We start from the raw sequence: 16,258 nt of genomic DNA, 5'->3' as shown, positions 1-16,258 counted from the left end.
CGTCCGATCGTACGGAGAGGCTCCCGGCGGCACAGCGGGGACCGACACGGGGAGTAACACAGGGGGTGGGACGCGGAAGGCCTCCCCGGTCCGCGGACGGGGGAGGCCTTCCGCCGGAGGGCTACGCCTGGACGAGCACGAGCTCCTCGAGGGGCAGGCGGGTGCGCGGCGCGGTCTCGCGCTCGCGGAGGGTCTCGTTCGCCAGCGCGTCGGCGTCGGCCGCGACTCCCACCGCGGCGATCGTCACCGGGTCGAAGCGCTCGTCGACGCCGAACGCGGCGCGGACGGCGTCCTTGTCGAAGCCGGCCATCTGGTGCACGTGCAGGCCCTCGTGGTGCGCCTGGACGCTGAGGTGGGCGATCGACTGGCCGAGGTCGTAGACGGCCCAGGGGCGCGGCTTCCCCTCGGAGTCGACGGTCTCGGCGAGCGCGACGACGAGGACGGCGGCGGAGCCGGCCCAGGCGCCGTTGAAGCCGGCGAGCGTCGCGACGATGCGGTCGAACCCGTCGGTTCCGCGGCGGGCGACGATGAAGCGCCACGGCTGCGAGTTGCTGGCGGACGGGGACCAGCGCGCGGCCTCGAGGAGGGACGCGAGGGTCTCGTCGGAGACGGTCGCGGACGCGTCGTAGGAGCGGGGGCTCCAGCGCTCCGCGAGGACGTCGAGGATCGGGGCGCTGGTGCTGGCGGTGCGGGAGGCGGTGGCGGACATCGCGGGGCTTCTTCCGTGCGGGGGACTGGGGGAGGGGCTCCGTCGCCCGTGGAGCCCAACCGTCCCCGCCCCGCGGGCATTCCCGCGCGTGCACGGCAGGCGCCCGCACGCGCGTTCGCCCACGGAGGAGCGGGCCGCCTCCGAGCCCCGGAACGGTACGGTGGGAGACGGCGTGGTCACCCCGCGCACCACCATCCACGACTCTGGAGGATCATCCATGGCCCAGCACTTCGACGTCGTCGTCCTGGGGGCAGGCCCCGGCGGATACGTGGCCGCGATCCGCGCCGCCCAGCTCGGCAAGTCCGTCGCCGTCGTCGAGAAGCAGTACTGGGGCGGTGTCTGCCTTAACGTCGGCTGCATCCCGTCCAAGGCGCTGCTGCGCAACGCGGAGCTCGCCCACCTCTTCCACACCCAGGCGAAGCAGTTCGGCATCTCGGGCGACGTCTCGTTCGACTTCGGTGCGGCGTTCGACCGCAGCCGCTCGGTCGCGGACGGCCGCACCAAGGGCGTCCACTTCCTGATGAAGAAGAACAAGATCGCCGAGTTCGACGGCGTCGGCTCCTTCACCGGCCCGCAGGGCCTCGACGTGCAGCTGAGCAAGGGCGGCACGGAGTCGCTGACCTTCGACGACGCGATCATCGCGACCGGCGCGAGCGTCCGCCTCCTCCCCGGCGTCGAGCTCTCCGAGAACGTCGTCACCTACGAGACCCAGATCATGACCCGCGAGCTCCCCGACACGATGGCCATCGTGGGCGCGGGCGCCATCGGCATGGAGTTCGCCTACGTCCTCAAGAACTACGGCGTCGACGTGACGATCATCGAGTTCATGGACCGCGCCCTCCCCAACGAGGACCCGGACGTCTCCAAGGAGATCCAGAAGCAGTACAAGAAGCTCGGCGTCGAGATCCTGACCTCGACCAAGGTCGAGTCGGTCGTCGACAAGGACGGCTACGTCACGGTCACCTACACCGCGAAGGACGGCACGCAGTCGACCCTCGAGGTCGACAAGGTGCTCATGTCGATCGGCTGGGTCCCCCGCACCGAGGGCTTCGGCCTCGAGAAGACGGGCGTCGAGCTCACCGAGCGCGGCGCGATCGCGATCGACGACCACATGCGCACCAACGTGCCGCACATCTACGCCATCGGCGACGTCACCGCGAAGCTGCAGCTCGCGCACGTCGCGGAGGCGCAGGGCGTCGTCGCCGCCGAGACCCTCGCCGGTGCCGAGACCCAGACCCTGGGCGACTACCGGATGATGCCGCGCGCGACGTTCTGCCAGCCGCAGATCGCCTCCTTCGGCCTCACCGAGAAGCAGGCGACGGACGAGGGACACGAGATCACCGTCTCGACCTTCCCCTTCATGGCGAACGGCAAGGCCCACGGCCTCGGCGAGCCCACCGGCTTCGTGAAGCTCATCGCGAGCAAGAAGTACGGCGAGCTCCTCGGCGCCCACATGATCGGCCCGGACGTCTCGGAGCTGCTCCCCGAGCTCACGCTCGCCCAGAAGTGGGACCTCACCGCGACCGAGCTGGCCCGCAACGTGCACACCCACCCGACGCTGTCGGAGGCGCTGCAGGAGGGCTTCCACGGCCTCAAGGGGCACATGATCAACATGTAGGGCTCGTCCCTCCACGGCCTCCGGCCCGCAGGATCCCGCTCGGCTCGTCCGCGGCGGATCCGGCGGGCCGGAGCCGTCTCCGGGGGTGCCCGCCGGGCTCCGGCGCCGCTCCCGCTACCGTGGCCCGATGGATCCGCGCCTGCTCGACCGCCTCGCCGCCGACGCCTGGCCCGCGCTCGTGCGGCGCCCCCTCGGCGCGTGGGAGCTGCGCGCCTCCGCAGGGGTCACCAAGCGCGCGAACTCGGTGCTCGCGTCCGGCGACGTCGTCGACCAGGGGGCGGCCCTCGACGCGGCGGAGGCGTTCGCCCGCGAGCACGGGATCGCACCCCTCGTGCAGATCGGCCCGCCGAGCCCCGCCGGTCTGACCGGGCTGCTCGCCGAGCGGGGCGCCGCGCCGATCGATCGGACGCTCGTGCTGACCGGATCGGTGCAGGAGGCGCTCGCCGCCCTGCCCGCGACGTCGAGGCCCGCGCCGCCGATATCCGCGCCGCGACCTCGCGTCCGGCTCGCCCCGGCTCCAGACGAGGACTGGCTCGCCCTCTGGTGGTCGGTGGACGGTCGCGGTGGAGCGGAGGAGCGTGCGGTCGCCGAGCGCATCCTCGCGGGCTGCCCCTCCTCCTACGCTCTCGCCGTCGACGGGGACGGCCCGGCCGCGACCGGCCGCCTCGCGCTCGTCACGGCGCCGGACGGCGAGCTCTGGGGCGGCCTCTTCGCCCTGGCGACCCGCCCGGACGCCCGGCGCCGCGGGCTCGCCTCCGCCGTGGTCCGCGCCCTCCTCGAGGACGCGTCCGGCCGGGGCGTCGCGCGCTTCTGGCTCCAGGTGCTCGCCGAGAACGCCGGCGCCCGCCGCCTCTACGCGTCCCTCGGCTGCCGCGAGTCGTCCTGGTACGAGTACTGGCGCTGACCCGCTCGCGGAGGAGGAGCGGGGCGCCGCGGGTCAGGCGTTCGCGAGCACGGCGCGGGCGACGGCCTCGGCCTTCGCCGCGTCGCCGGTGACGGTCACGCGCCACCACACGTCGTCGGCCAGCGCGTCGATCTCGCAGACGCCCGCCGCGCAGCCGGTGAGGGCCTTCTCGCCGAAGCCGTCGAGCGGCTCGAGCGGGATCGCCAGGCCCGAGGTCAGCGAGAGGTTCCGCCAGCCGTCGTCGCCGTTCGGGAGCGCGTCGACCGTCACGCCCGAGTAGGCGGCGCTGGAGGCGTCGCTCCAGCTGCAGGAGGCGTACCCGGCCCGGGCGGCGGCAGCGGCCGACGCGGTGGTCGGCGTCCCGGTCCCCGTCCCCGCGGTCGCCTGCGCGAGACCGGCGGCACCGGACAGCTGCTCGGCCGTCAGGACCTCGGTGCAGACGGGCGCCGTCGCGGTGACCGGCTCGTCGAGACTGCCGAGCGCGGCGGAGGCGGTGCCGGTCGCCAGCGCGGCGAGGTCGACCGCGGCGGGGGCGCCGCGCAGCTGCAGCGTCACCCAGGTGGCGCCGGCGAGCAGGTCCAGGTCGCAGCTGCCGTCGGTGCAGGAGCCGTAGGCCTCGACGCCGGTCTCGAGGCGCGGGCCCGGACGGCCGGCGAAGGCCTCGGCGGCGTCGTCGACCGCCGCCGCGGTGATCGAGGCGTCCTCGTCGTACCAGGCGCAGCGGAGCACTCCGCCGTTCTCCTCCGCGGCCTCGCGGATCAGCTCGCCCGAGGAGCGCGTCGTCACCTCGCGGCTGCCCTCGAGAGCGCTGCGGGAGACCCCCAGCGCCGAGGCCGCCCGCGTGGCGGGGAGGAGGGAGTCGCAGCCCAGGCGGGTCGAGGCCGTGGGCGAGGGCGTCGGAGTCGCGGAGGGAGTCGGAGCGGCGGTCTCGGACGCCGACGGGGTGGCCGCGACGTCCGAGCGCTCGGCCGACGTGCAGCCCGTCAGCGCGACGAGAACGGCGAGCGCGGCGGCGACCGTCGCCAGGCGCGGGAGGCGGGCCCTCACGCGGCCAGCTCGCGCTCGATCGCGGCCGTGAACGCGTCGATGTCGTCCTCCGTCGTGTCGAAGGAGCAGACCCAGCGGACCTCGCCGGTCGCCGGGTTCCAGTCGTAGAAGCGGTAGGCGGTGCGGAGCCGGTCCGCGACTCCGGGCGGCAGCGTCGCGAACACCGCGTTCGCCTGGGTCTGCTGCGTGAACTCGAGCCCGGTGATCCGGCCGGCGGCGATCGCCTCCTCGAGCCCCGAGCGCAGGCGCGCCGCCATGGCGTTCGCGTGCCGGGCCGAGCGGAGCCACAGGGGCTCCTCCTCGCCGCCGTCGCCGAGCAGGGCGAGCAGCTGCGCCGAGATGAAGCGCATCTTGGAGGACAGCTGCATGTTGGTCTTGCGGAGGAAGGTCAGCCCGGTCGAGGCCGCCGGGTCGAGCACGACGATCGCCTCGCCGAGCAGGATGCCGTTCTTGGTGCCGCCGAACGAGAGCACGTCGACGCCTGCGTCGGTCGTGAAGGAGCGCAGGGGCAGGCCGAGGGCGGCCGCGGCGTTCGCGATGCGCGCCCCGTCCATGTGCAGCCGCATGCCGAGGCCGTGCGCGTGGTCGGCGAGCGCGCGCACCTCCTCCGGGGTGTAGACGGTGCCGAGCTCGGAGGACTGGGTGATCGAGACCACGAGCGGCTGGGCGCGGTGCTCGTCGCCGAAGCCCCACGCCTCCTGGTCGACCAGCGCCGGGGTCAGCTTGCCGTCGGGCGTGGGGACCGTGAGGATCTTGATTCCGCCGACCTTCTCCGGCGCTCCGCCCTCGTCGGAGGTGATGTGCGCGGTGCCCGCCGAGACGACGGCGCCCCACCGCGGCAGCATCGACTGCAGGCCGGTGACGTTGGCGCCCGTGCCGTTGAAGACGGGGAAGGCCTGGGCCTGCTCGCCGAACTCGCGGCGGAACGCCTCCTGCAGGCGCTCGGTGTAGACGTCCTCGCCGTAGGCGATCTGGTGCGCTCCGTTGGCCGCGGCGATCGCGGCGAGGACCTCGTCGTGCACTCCGGAGTAGTTGTCGGAGGCGAAGCCGCGGACGTCGGGATCGTGCAGAGCGCTCATCCCTCCATCTTCGCAGCCCGCCGCCCGGAGGAGCCCCGGAGGCGCCCGCCGAGACACCCCTCCTGCCTCCCGCATGTTTCGGGCAGGTGAAAGGACGACGACCCGAAAGCCGATCTCCGTCAAGAAGTTGGTATCGGCTGGGAGGCAGGCCACTCTTGACGTATGCGCATGGACACGACGGAAGCTGTCCGCGACATGCCCGCCCCTCCCGGGGTGGACGAGATCGCGGCTCGCTTCGGCGATCCCGTCCTCGCGTTCGCGCCCCAGCCGAGGCTGGAGGAGTTCGCCGCGGCGCAGACGATGGCGCTCGGCCGCTTCGTCGAGATCTCGCTCTCGTACTCGTTCTACAAGAACCCGCGCAACCGCGCCGACCCCGTCAACCACGTCCCGCTGACCCCCGAGCAGAAGCGCGCGATCGAGCGCGCCGAGAACGACCACCTGCCGCCGTGGATGGTCGACCAGGTGACGCGGATGCGGTACCCGGTGCTCTGGGAGGCGGTCCGCACCTCCGTGCCGATCCCCGCCGAGCGCAGCCGGCCCCTGGAGTCCCGCCTCGCGGCCCACATGGGCGACGTGCTCCGCAACACCTTCCCGGGCCGCGTGCGCAGCCGCCGCGGCGGGATGCCGGTGGTCGCCGCCGCCCTCCGCGACGAGGACGTCGTGCGGGGCGTCCCGGTGATCGTGGACGGGGAGGCGCTGCGCGGCTACCGCGTGGACACCGATCCGGACGTGGTCGCGATCGGCGCCCGCGTCGACGGCCGCTACATGACGGTCGTGCTCGACCGGAAGATCGTGCCGGAGATCCGGATGGAGTTCGTCCGCCGCACCCCGCCGCGCCCGGCCTCGAGCCAGTCCCGGCGCTGACCGCCCCGGCGTCGAGCACCCGCAAGCAGATCCCCCGGCCGACCGCTCAGGGGCGCCCCGGCACCGCGATCCCGTGCTCGTAGGCGAACACGACCGCCTGGATCCGGTCGCGCACGCCGAGCTTCATCAGGATCTTCGAGACGTGCGTCTTCACGGTCGCCTCGCCCACGAACAGCTCGGCCGCGATCTCGGCGTTCGACCAGCCCCGCGCCAGGTGCACGAGCACCTCGCGCTCGCGGTCCGTCAGATCGGCCACTCCGGAGTGCTCGGCGGCGGCCGGCGTGCGCTCGGGCACGGACGCGAACCGCTCGATCACGCGCCGGGTGACGTCGGGGGCGAGCATCGCGTCGCCGCGGGCGACCACCTGCACGGCCTCGACCAGCTCCTCCGGCGACGCGTTCTTGAGCAGGAACCCGCTGGCGCCGGCCGAGAGCGCCTCGAAGAGGTAGTCGTCGCGGTCGAAGGTGGTGAGGATGAGCACCCGCGAGCACAGGCGCGGGTCGGCCACGATCTCGCGGGTCGCGGCCAGGCCGTCGAGGCCGGGCATCTGCACGTCCATGCAGATCACGTCGGGGCGCAGCTCGGAGGCGCGCTGCAGGGCCTCGAGCCCGGTGCGGGCCTCGCCGACCACCTCGATCCCCGGCTCCGACTCGAGGATGATGCGGAAGCCCACGCGGACGAGCTCCTGGTCGTCGACGAGCAGCACGCGCACGTGCTCGGTCATGGGCGGCCCCCGCTCGCTCGCTCCTGACGCCCCCGCGACGTCTCCGACGACGGTACCGGGTCGTCGGCGTCCGGCACGCTCGCCCGGACGGGGGACAGCGGAACCCGGGCGTGCACGAGGTAGCCTCCGCCCCTCGGCCCCATCTCGATCCAGCCGCCGACCGCGGCCGCGCGCTCGCTCATGCCGGTGTGCCCCAGTCCGCAGGAGGCGGGAGCGCTCGGGTGCGGGCCGGACCCGCCGTCGTCGGCGATCTCGAGCTCGACCGCGTCGGGGGCGTAGCGGAGGCGCACCTCGGCGTGCGCGCCGCGCCCCGCGTGCTTGCGGACGTTCGTGAGCGACTCCTGCGCGATGCGGTAGAGGCTGAGCCCCACCGTCGCGGGGATCTCGCGGGGCGTGCCGAGGGTGAGGAAGACGGTGGGCAGGCCCGACCCGCTGGACGCCGCGACCAGCTCCTCGAGCTGGGCCACCCCGCGGGTGGACGCGGCGTCGGTGAGCGGATTCGGCACCGCGTCCTCGGCGCGCAGCGCGACCAGGATGCGGTGCAGCTCCTCGATCGCCGAGCGCGCGTCGCCCTCGATGGCGCTGAGCGATGCCGCCGCCCGCTCCGGATCCCGCGCCAGCACCCGCCGCGCCGCTCCCGCCTGCACGCCCATCACGCTGACGTGGTGCGCGACCACGTCGTGCAGCTCGCGCGCGATCCGCAGCCGCTCGGAGGACACGGCCTGCCGCGAGGAGCGCTCCCGCTCGTCGTCGAGCTCGGCCGTGCGCGTCTCGAGCGCCTCCAGCCGGCGGGCCGACTGCCACGACGCCTCGCCGAAGACGTAGGCGCTGCCGAAGTAGAGCAGGTTCGAGACGACCGCGAGGGCCGACTCCGCCGCGTAGGGCGAGAGCAGGCCGGGGGAGTCGTCGACCGGCACGGAGCTGCCGAAGTACTCGCCCGTGGCGAGGGTGGTGAGCAGCCAGCCCAGCATCCCGACCGCGATCGCCACCCGGACGACGAGCGCCGTGCGCCGGTTCCGGCCCCACGCGCCGACCGTGTAGAGCGCGAGGAACAGGCAGATCTGGCCGAAGAGCGACTCCGGCACCTGGAGCACGATCCCGAGCGCGTAGACGACGGAGAGCCCGGCCGCCACGCTCGCGGGGAACCGGCGGCGCAGCGCGAGGGGAAGGGTCATCAGGACGGCCCAGTGGGCGCTGACGACGGGGTGCGCCGCGTCCGGGAAGCCCGCCGAGGAGTACAGCGCGACGGAGACGACCGTCGCCACCAGCAGGATCCCCGCGGTGACCGCGTCGCGCACGTATCCGGCCCGACTCGGCGCTCGCCGGATCCAGCCCGCGTCGAGCGGGTCCGCGGCTCCGTCACCTGAGGGCATGCGCCCCACGCTAACCGACGCCGGTCGGACGGGGCCCCGGGAGGCGGAGGAGCGCACCCCGCCGCTTCCCGGGCGCGACGTCAGTCCCGGCCGGTGATGCCCCGGGTCGAGGCGATGACGTCGCCCATCTTCTTCCCGAGGGCCTCGTAGAACATCGACAGCGGGAACTCGTCGTCCAGCACCGCGTCGGTGAGGCCGCGCGGGGCGCCGAGCAGCACCTCGTCCGGGAGCCCGCGGGCCCAGGCGGAGGCGGGGTGCGGAGTGAGAGTGGCCGCGATCAGCTCGTGCGCGGCCAGCCAGTGCGCCGTCTTCGGCCGGTCGATCGAGCGCCAGTAGAGCTCGTCGATCGCGTCCGAGAGGGCGACGACCACGTCGGCGACGGCGTCCCACTCGAACGCCAGCCGGGTGTCGGTCCAGTGCAGGACGCCGTGCTGGTGCAGCCAGGCGAAGAGCAGCTGGCCGCCGAGGCCGTCGTAGTTGCGCACCCGCGACCCGGTGAGCGGGAAGCGGAAGAGCCGGTCGAACAGGATCGCGTACTGCACGAAGCGCGAGCGCTCGGCCAGCGCCTCCTCCTCGTCGTCGCGGCGGTCCAGCGCGCCGAGGCGGCGCTCGATGGCGACGGCCTCGCGGAAGGCGGTGAGGTCGCACCGCAGCTCCTCCAGCGAGTAGAGGAAGAAGGGCATCCGCTGCTTGATCATGAACGGGTCGAACGGCAGGTCGCCGCGCATGTGGGTGCGGTCGTGGATGAGGTCCCACATCACGAAGGACTCCTCCGCCAGGCGCTGGTCGGCCAGCAGGCGCTGCGCGTCCTCCGGGAGCTCGAGACGGGTGATCCGGGCCGCCTCCGTGACGACGCGGCGGAACCGGGCCGCCTCGCGGTCGGCGAAGATCGCGCCCCAGGTGAAGGACGGGACGGAGCGCATCGCGACCGTCTCGGGGAACAGCACGGCGCTGTCGGTGTCGTAGCCGGCGGTGAAGTCGACGAAGCGCACGGGCACGAAGAGGGCGTTGGAGTAGTCGCCCGCCTCCAGCTCGGCGACGAACCGCGGCCAGACGACCTCGACGAGGACGGCCTCGACGTGGCGGTCGCGGCTGCCGTTCTGGGTGTACATGGGGAAGACGACGAGGTGGCGGCGGCCGTCGACGCGCTCGAGCTGCGGCTGGAACGCGGTGAGCGAGTCGAGGAAGTCGGGCAGGCCGAGTCCGCCGGCGCTCCAGCGCTCGAGGTCGACGACCAGCGCGTCGAGGTACGCGGCGTCGTGCGGGAACGCGGGGGCGAGGGTGCGGACGCCGGCGACGATCCGCTCGACGAGGGTGCGCGCCTCCTCGAGCCGCTCGGGCTCGGCGAGCGAGCCGTCCTGAGACTGGAGCGGCTGCAGCGCGGCGGCGGCGGCCTTCAGGTCGAGCCAGGCGGCGGAGTCCTCCACGCGGTCCTCGACGACCTCGGGTTCTCCGACGACGGTGCTCTGCACGGCTTGCGACATGGTGATCCTCCTCACGCTGGTGATACGGGGCTGCAGGAGCGGAACGCGCTCCGACTCCGAGCGTATGGGCTCGTGCGCGCGCTTTTCTTGCGTCTCGGCGGAGCGAAGCGGCGATCTCGCAGGGGCGGGCGCACGTCTCCGCCGCCCCTCTCCGGCCCCGCGGTCAGCGGTTGCCCAGGTGTTGTGCAGGTGCCACCCCCCGTCCGGGGCTAGATTCCTCACCGCTTCCGTTTCCCTCCCCTCATCGGGTCGAAGATAGGGCGACACCGTGTCCGCATCCCGAGTGCGGAGACATCCGATCGGACAGGCGCGCCGAACACCCTGGCGGCGCGCTCGATCGGCGAGCCATCCTGAGAGAGAGGATCGGAGCGCGTGACGGGACCCGAACCCGGAAGCGACCAGAGAACAGCCAGCATCGACCACCACCCCGAGAACCTCCGCCTGCTCCCCTGGCCGCAGGCGGACGCCTCCGTCCTGCGCGACACCCTCGCGCACGCGGGCGGCGGACTCGAGAGCGAGAGCGAGATCCTCGTGCGCCACGACCGCTACCTGCGCGGTTGGGCGGACGGCGACGCGTTCTTCTACGTGGTCGAGCTGGACGGACTCTCCGTCGGCTCCATCGGCTATTGGTACGGCTGCTCGCGCGGCGTCGTCGCCTACCAGGCGGCGTGGAGCATCGCTCCGCACGCCCGCGGCATCACCGCGGACTCCGTGCGGATGCTGCTCGAGGAGGCGGCGGCGTTCCCCGTGCCACGCTTCGTGCACGCCTTCGTGGCGGAGAGCGACCTGGACGCCGGCGCGACCTGCGTCGAGGCCGGCTTCGACCGGATCGACCTCGTCGAGCAGGGCGAGCCGCCGGAGCTCTACGTGGACTGGGCGTTCGACCTGGCCGCCGTGGCCTGATCAGATCCCGTGGCGCTCCAGCCACGGCCGCAGCACCGCGAGGAACTCCTCGGGGTGCTCGAGGCCGGGCAGGTGCGCCGCGTCTTCGAGCACGTGCAGCTCGGCACCGCTCACCTCGGCGGCGAGGTGCTCGCAGACCGGCAGCGACTCCGAGAGGTCGTGCGCGCCCGCCACGACGAGGGTCGGCACGGCGATCTCCCCGAGCCGCTCGCCCGCCGGCCCGGAGGGCTCGATCGGGCGGGGGGCCTCCTCCTCGTGGCCGACGCCCGTGAGCGCGAGCTCCCGGACCCGCGCGAGGAACTCCGGAGCGACGTCGTCCGCGGAGCGGTCGGGACCCACGGCCCAGAGCTCCGCCTCGACGATCGCCGCGGCCTCCCGCTCGCCCGCGAGCTCCAGCGCCTCGACCTCCCCGAAGCGGCGCTCCTCCTCCGCCGTCAGCGCGGGGTAGTCGAAGCCCGCCAGGCCCGGCGCGATCACGACCAGGCCGGTCACCCGCTCCGGATGCTCGAGCGCCAGGTCGAGCGCGAGCGTTCCGCCCCGCGAGCAGCCGACGACCACCGCGCGCTCGACGCCGAGGTGGTCGAGCACGTCCAGGGCGTCCCGGCGCGGGTCGTACTCCACGTCCTCCGTGCTCGTTCCGCCCGCGCCGCGGACGTCGTAGCGGACCACCAGCCGGTCGCGGGAGAGGTCGGGGACGAGCGGGTCCCACATCCGCAGGTCGGCGATGCCCGCGTGCACGAGCAGCAGGGCGGGCGCGGAGGCGTGGCCGTCCGCCTCCCAGTGGAGGCTCGCGCCGGGGACCTCGAGATGCGGCATGCCGCACACCGTAGGCGCGTCGCGCCGGCGCTGCAACGCCCCGGCCACTGCCTAGGGTGGAGGCGCGACAGCGGACCGGCCGCGGCGGGGAGGCGGCGGCGTGGAGGGCGTGCTCACCGGCTTCTCGATCATCGGGGTCGTCATCGCGGTCGGCTACCTGATCGCGCGGTTCCGGATCGTCCCGCCCGAGAGCCGGCTGATCCTGTCGCGGATCGCCTTCTTCGTCACGACGCCGGCGCTGCTGTTCACCGTGCTGTCGCGGGCCGACGTCTCCGTCCTCTTCTCCTCGTTCCTGCTCGTCTCGCTCCTGACGGTGCTGACCGTCGCCCTGCTCTACGTGCTGGCCTCGCGGCTGCTCTTCCCCCGCCCGCTGCCGGAGACGGTGATCGGGACCGCGGCCTCCTCCTACGTCAACGCCAACAACATCGGGCTGCCGGTCGCCATCTACGTGCTGGGCGATCCGCAGTGGGTGGCCCCGACGCTCCTCCTGCAGCTGATCGTCCTCGTGCCGACGATCCTGACGCTGCTCGACGTCTCGACGAGCGGGCGGACCTCGGTCGGCGCGATCCTCACGCAGCCGCTGCGGAACCCGATGATCATCGCCTCCGCCCTCGGCCTCGTCGTCGCCCTCACCGGCGTGGAGCTGCCCGCGCCCGTGCTGCAGCCGTTCTCGATCATCGGCAACGCGTCGATCCCGCTGGTGCTGATCGCCTTCGGGATGTCGCTGCGCGGGCAGCGGCCGCTGGAGGCGGGGCCGGCGCGGGTCGAGGTGGTGGTCGCGTCCGTCCTCAAGTCGCTGGTGATGCCGGCGGTCGCGCTGCTGCTGGGGCGCTTCGCGTTCCACCTCGACTCCGAGCACCTCTTCGTGGTGACGGTGACCGCCGCGCTGCCGACCGCGCAGAACATCTTCACCTTCGCCTCGCGCTACGACCGGGGCGTCGCCGTCGCCCGCGACACGGCCCTCGTGACCACGGTCGCCGCGGTGCCCGTGCTCATCGGGGTGTCCCTCCTGCTGGGCTGAGCGGAGCAGCATCCCCGGCTCCCGCTCGGTCCCGGCGGAGGCGCCGGACGGCCCGCGCATCCGCGTCGCGTGTCCCTCGTCCTGGGACGGGGCCGGTGGCGCGGGCCCGGTCGCACTCCGCCGACCGTCGCTTAGGCTCTCTCGAATGAGCACCACCACGTCCGCCGACCGCTCCGCCCGCGGCAGGCCGCGCCGCCGTCGCGGCCTCTGGATCACGCTGATCGTCCTCCTGGTCCTGCTGATCGGCGCCGTCGTCGCGGTGCTCCTCGGCGTGCGCACCTACGACAAGGCGATGACCGTCCGCGACAAGCTGACCGAGGCGATCCCGCTGGTGTCGCAGGTGACGGACAGGCTGACGACGTTCGACACCTCCGGTGCGGAGGAGACCGCGGGCCGGATCGCGACCCTCACCGGCGAGGCGCGCGACGAGACCGAGGACCCGGTGTGGCGGGTGATGGAGGTGGTGCCCGTCCTCGGGCCGAATCTGTCCGCGGTCCGCGCCGCGACCGAGATCGCCGACGACGTCTCCGGCCGGATCGTCACGCCGCTCTCCACGACCTCGCTCGACATCCTCAAGCCCGTCGACGGCAGGGTCGACCTCGCGGCGATCACCGAGCTGTCGCAGAAGATCACCGTCGCCAAGGAGGTCGTCGACGCGGCGCAGACCCGCGTCGAGGGCATCGACCGCGGCCCGCTGGTGCCGCAGGTCGCCTCCGCGCTCGACTCCTTCACTCCGCAGCTGGCCACCGCCACCGCGGCGATGGAGCAGGTCGAGCCGCTCACCGCGATCCTCCCCGACTCCCTCGGAGCGTCCGGTCCGCGCCACTACCTGGTGATGTTCCAGAACCTGGCGGAGTCGCAGGCTCTGGGCGGCGGCGCGTCGTCGGTGATGCAGCTCGACGTCGACGGCGGCGCGATCTCGATCGGCCGTCAGCTGGGCAGCGGCGACTTCCGCGGTCTGGCGCCCGTCACCGTCGACCAGAGTGCGCTCGACACCATCGGCGAGAACATGGCGACGACCTTCAACGTCTCGACCAGCCGCCCCGACTTCCCGACGGCCGCCTCGATCGCCTCGCAGTTCTGGGCGCAGAAGTTCCCCGAGCAGAGGATCGACGGCGTCCTCGCGATCGACCCCGTCGCCCTCTCCTACCTCCTCGGCTCGACCGGGCCCGTGACCCTCACCGACGGCACGGTCCTCACGAGCGAGAACACCGTCTCGACCCTGCTCAACGAGGTCTACTTCCGATACCCGGAGTCGGTCGTGGCCGAGCGCACCGACGAGTTCTTCTCGGAGGCGAGCGCGACGGTCCTGGGCAAGATCCTCGGCGGAGAGATGGAGCCGACGAAGATGCTCCCGGCGATCGTGAAGGCGGTCGACGAGAGCCGCATCCTCGCCTACAGCTCCGACGCCGACGAGCAGGCGCTCCTCGCGCCCACGCCGATCGCGGGGGTCCTGCCGCAGACGACGACCGACGGCACGACCACCGGAGTGTTCTTCCAGGACGCCTCGGGCGGCTCGAAGATGGACTACTACCTGAGCACGGCGGTCACGCAGTCGAGCGCGGGCCGGTGCGCCGCCTCCGGCGCGGTCTTCACCACCTCCGTCACCGTGACCAACACGATCTCGAAGGCGGTCGCTCGGACGCTGCCCGGCTACGTCGCCGCGGCCGGCGGGCGCGGTGCGTACCCTCTGGGCGACTTCGTCACCAACATCTACGTCTACGGCCCTCCCGGGACCACGGTGTCGAGTGCGGCCTGGGCCGACGGCACGGGCTACGGACCCGAGAGCCTCGACGACCTCGGCCGTCCCGTCTCGAAGGTCGCCGTGCAGCTCTCGCCCGGCCAGTCCGAGACGTTCGACGTGCAGTTCAGCGCCGGCGACGCCTCCGGCTTCGGCGACCAGACCGTGCGGGTGACCCCGATGATCAACCCCACCGCGGTGACGCTGAACGACGAGCCCGCCTGCGGCTGACCTCGCCTTCGCGCGCCTCCGGGTCGGTGCTGGACCAGCGCCGAGCACGCCGACCGCTGACGCGCCCCCGGGTCGGTGCTGGACCAGCGCCGCCCGCGCCGACCGCTGACGCGCCCCCGGGTCGGTGCTAGACCAGCGCCGAGCCGGGGATCGAGCTCGTCACGAGCGAGGAGGCGAGGAACGCGGTGGCGATGCAGAGCACGAACCCGATGACCGGCACGAGGAACGCGCGGCGGCCCACGAGGTAGCGCACGACCGTCACGGCCACGGCGATCAGCGTCAGCGCGGGCGGCCCGATCAGCGCGATCGAGACGCCCCAGTCGATCCGGTCGAAGTCGCAGGCGAAGTTCTGGCCCTCGCACTCCGCGGGGAAGACCGAGAGGATCGCGGCGAGGTAGCCGAGCACGATCGTGATCAGGCCGAGGGCGAGGCAGCCGAGGATCGAGAGCACGAGGTCCCAGCGGCGCCGGCGCGGCTTCCCGGCGGCGATGATCTCGCCCACCGAGCGGTAGGCGTCGGACCGGAACTCGTCGTGCGCGGCTCCGGGGCGGGCGGTCGCAGGGCGGTCGGTCGCAGGGCGTGCCGTCGCGGGTCGGGCGGCGGGGCGGGAGGCGCCGGCCGAGGCGGCCTGGGCCCGCGCGCGCTTCTTCTTCGACGAGGCCATGGTCAGAAGATCATCGGGCGGTCGTCGTCGAGGGTCGTCTCGAGGTCGAGGTCGACCACCACCGGGACGTGGTCGCTCGGGGCGTCGCCCTTGCGCTCGTCGCGGTGGATCGAGGCGCCGGTGACGAGGTCGCCGAACGCGGGGGAGCCGAGCACGAAGTCGATCCGCAGCCCCTCGTTGCGCGGGAAGCGGAGCTGCTTGTAGTCCCAGTAGGTGTAGCCCTCGGGCACGAGCGGGCGGACGACGTCGCGCAGGCCCGCGTCCTCGAAGGCGGCGAAGGCGGCGCGCTCGGGGATCGAGACGTGCGTGGATCCGGGGCCGAGGCTCGGGTCGCCCACGTCGCTGTCGAGCGGCGCGACGTTCCAGTCGCCGACCAGGGCGAGCGGCAGGTCGGGCTCGGCGGCCAGCCACTCGCGGGTGCTCGCCTCGAGGGCCGCGAGCCACTCGAGCTTGTAGAGGTAGTGCGGGTCGTCGACCGCGCGGCCGTTCGGGACGTAGAGGCTCCAGACGCGCACGCCGTCGACCGTGGCGCCGATCGCGCGGGCCTCGAGCGGGTAGGAGCCGTCGGCCGCCGCCTCCTTCGCGAAGCCGGGCATGCCCGGGAAGCCGATCTGCACGTCCTCCATCGGCAGGCGCGAGGCGATGCCGACGCCGTTCCACTGGCTGAGCCCGACCATCTCGACGTGGTAGCCGGCGTCGGCGAAGGCCTCGTGCGGGAACTGCTCGGGCTTGCACTTGAGCTCCTGCATGGCGAGGACGTCCACGTCCTCGCGCACGAGCCAGTCGACGACGCGGCCGGTGCGGGCCCGGATGGAGTTCACGTTCCAGGTGGCGATGCGCATCCTGGAAGTGTAGGAGCCGCCGCCGACACGTCTCCTGCGCGTCCTCCGCGCGTCCCGGCGGCCGCGGGCCGGGGGAGTCATCCCCTCGGCGGATTGCGGAACCGGTGTCGGTGGTCGATGGTTGTCTAGCGCCGTCCCGACCGGCCGTTCGTCGTGCCGTCCGGACGCCGCCGCCGCCCGCGCCGTGCGGGCCCGACGGGCTCCCCGGCGCTCCGCGCTCCCCAGCCCGGTCCCCTCC

15 protein-coding genes are annotated in these 16,258 nt (G+C 73.3%); 6 read left to right on the top strand and 9 right to left on the bottom strand.

The window, feature by feature from the left end:
• Positions 1-121 precede the first annotated feature (121 nt).
• Positions 122-709 (bottom strand): nitroreductase family protein, encoded by a 588-nt coding sequence (locus tag C5C69_RS14170; protein WP_104258177.1) that lies wholly within the window; start codon positions 707-709, stop codon positions 122-124.
• A 217-nt stretch (positions 710-926) separates the two neighbouring features.
• Here C5C69_RS14170 and lpdA point away from each other — a divergent pair, with 217 nt between their 5' ends.
• Both lpdA and C5C69_RS14160 read left to right on the top strand, forming a co-directional pair.
• Positions 927-2,327 carry a dihydrolipoyl dehydrogenase gene (gene lpdA, locus C5C69_RS14165; protein WP_104222818.1) on the top strand — a complete coding sequence of 467 codons (1,401 nt, stop codon included), beginning with the start codon at positions 927-929 and terminating at the stop codon, positions 2,325-2,327.
• A gap of 127 nt (positions 2,328-2,454) precedes the next feature.
• Positions 2,455-3,231, top strand: a complete 777-nt coding sequence (locus C5C69_RS14160) for a GNAT family N-acetyltransferase (protein ID WP_104258191.1) — start codon at positions 2,455-2,457, stop codon at positions 3,229-3,231.
• A 33-nt stretch (positions 3,232-3,264) separates the two neighbouring features.
• On the opposite strand, the gene C5C69_RS14155 is transcribed toward C5C69_RS14160, so the two are convergent.
• Positions 3,265-4,278, bottom strand: a complete 1,014-nt coding sequence (locus tag C5C69_RS14155; protein WP_104258176.1) for a hypothetical protein — start codon at positions 4,276-4,278, stop codon at positions 3,265-3,267.
• Positions 4,275-5,357 carry a low specificity L-threonine aldolase gene (locus C5C69_RS14150; RefSeq protein ID WP_104256598.1) on the bottom strand — a complete coding sequence of 361 codons (1,083 nt, stop codon included), beginning with the start codon at positions 5,355-5,357 and terminating at the stop codon, positions 4,275-4,277. Before C5C69_RS14150 ends, C5C69_RS14155 begins: the two co-directional genes overlap by 4 nt.
• A 168-nt stretch (positions 5,358-5,525) precedes the next feature.
• Here C5C69_RS14150 and C5C69_RS14145 point away from each other — a divergent pair, with 168 nt between their 5' ends.
• The gene (locus C5C69_RS14145; RefSeq protein ID WP_146078511.1) at positions 5,526-6,221 is read left to right on the top strand and encodes a hypothetical protein; all 696 of its coding nucleotides are present in this window, start codon (positions 5,526-5,528) and stop codon (positions 6,219-6,221) included.
• 46 nt (positions 6,222-6,267) lie between these two features.
• Here C5C69_RS14145 and C5C69_RS14140 read toward each other — a convergent pair whose 3' ends face one another.
• The 3 genes from C5C69_RS14140 to C5C69_RS14130 all read right to left on the bottom strand — a co-directional run bounded on the left by C5C69_RS14140 (position 6,268) and on the right by C5C69_RS14130 (position 9,802).
• Complete coding sequence (locus tag C5C69_RS14140) at positions 6,268-6,945, bottom strand: response regulator transcription factor (protein WP_104234377.1); 678 nt, start codon at positions 6,943-6,945, stop codon at positions 6,268-6,270.
• The gene (locus tag C5C69_RS14135) at positions 6,942-8,318 is read right to left on the bottom strand and encodes a sensor histidine kinase (protein WP_104234378.1); all 1,377 of its coding nucleotides are present in this window, start codon (positions 8,316-8,318) and stop codon (positions 6,942-6,944) included. Before C5C69_RS14135 ends, C5C69_RS14140 begins: the two co-directional genes overlap by 4 nt.
• Before the next feature lie 80 nt (positions 8,319-8,398).
• Complete coding sequence (locus C5C69_RS14130; protein WP_104258174.1) at positions 8,399-9,802, bottom strand: DUF6421 family protein; 1,404 nt, start codon at positions 9,800-9,802, stop codon at positions 8,399-8,401.
• 372 nt (positions 9,803-10,174) lie between these two features.
• On the opposite strand from C5C69_RS14130, the gene C5C69_RS14125 reads away from it, so the two are divergent.
• Positions 10,175-10,705, top strand: a complete 531-nt coding sequence (locus C5C69_RS14125) for a hypothetical protein (protein WP_104258173.1) — start codon at positions 10,175-10,177, stop codon at positions 10,703-10,705.
• Here the strand turns inward: C5C69_RS14125 and C5C69_RS14120 are convergent, their stop codons facing one another.
• Positions 10,706-11,521: an alpha/beta fold hydrolase gene (locus C5C69_RS14120; RefSeq protein WP_104258172.1), complete on the bottom strand. Its 816-nt coding sequence runs from the start codon at positions 11,519-11,521 to the stop codon at positions 10,706-10,708.
• A gap of 100 nt (positions 11,522-11,621) precedes the next feature.
• Between C5C69_RS14120 and C5C69_RS14115 the strand changes: the two genes are divergently transcribed.
• Complete coding sequence (locus C5C69_RS14115) at positions 11,622-12,542, top strand: AEC family transporter (RefSeq protein WP_104258171.1); 921 nt, start codon at positions 11,622-11,624, stop codon at positions 12,540-12,542.
• A 145-nt stretch (positions 12,543-12,687) separates the two neighbouring features.
• Positions 12,688-14,514 carry a DUF4012 domain-containing protein gene (locus C5C69_RS14110; RefSeq protein ID WP_104222808.1) on the top strand — a complete coding sequence of 609 codons (1,827 nt, stop codon included), beginning with the start codon at positions 12,688-12,690 and terminating at the stop codon, positions 14,512-14,514.
• 127 nt (positions 14,515-14,641) lie between these two features.
• Here C5C69_RS14110 and C5C69_RS14105 read toward each other — a convergent pair whose 3' ends face one another.
• On the bottom strand, positions 14,642-15,178 hold the full coding sequence (locus C5C69_RS14105; RefSeq protein WP_104258170.1) for a hypothetical protein: 537 nt from the start codon (positions 15,176-15,178) through the stop codon (positions 14,642-14,644).
• Between the two features lie 2 nt (positions 15,179-15,180).
• Complete coding sequence (locus C5C69_RS14100) at positions 15,181-16,020, bottom strand: exodeoxyribonuclease III (RefSeq protein ID WP_104258169.1); 840 nt, start codon at positions 16,018-16,020, stop codon at positions 15,181-15,183.
• Positions 16,021-16,258 lie beyond the last annotated feature (238 nt).

Source organism: Rathayibacter sp. AY1C7 (genome assembly GCF_002931865.1).
Taxonomy (GTDB): domain Bacteria; phylum Actinomycetota; class Actinomycetes; order Actinomycetales; family Microbacteriaceae; genus Rathayibacter.
The sequence above is the reverse complement of the archived record's forward strand: the minus strand, read 5'-3'. Positions and strand labels throughout refer to the sequence as shown.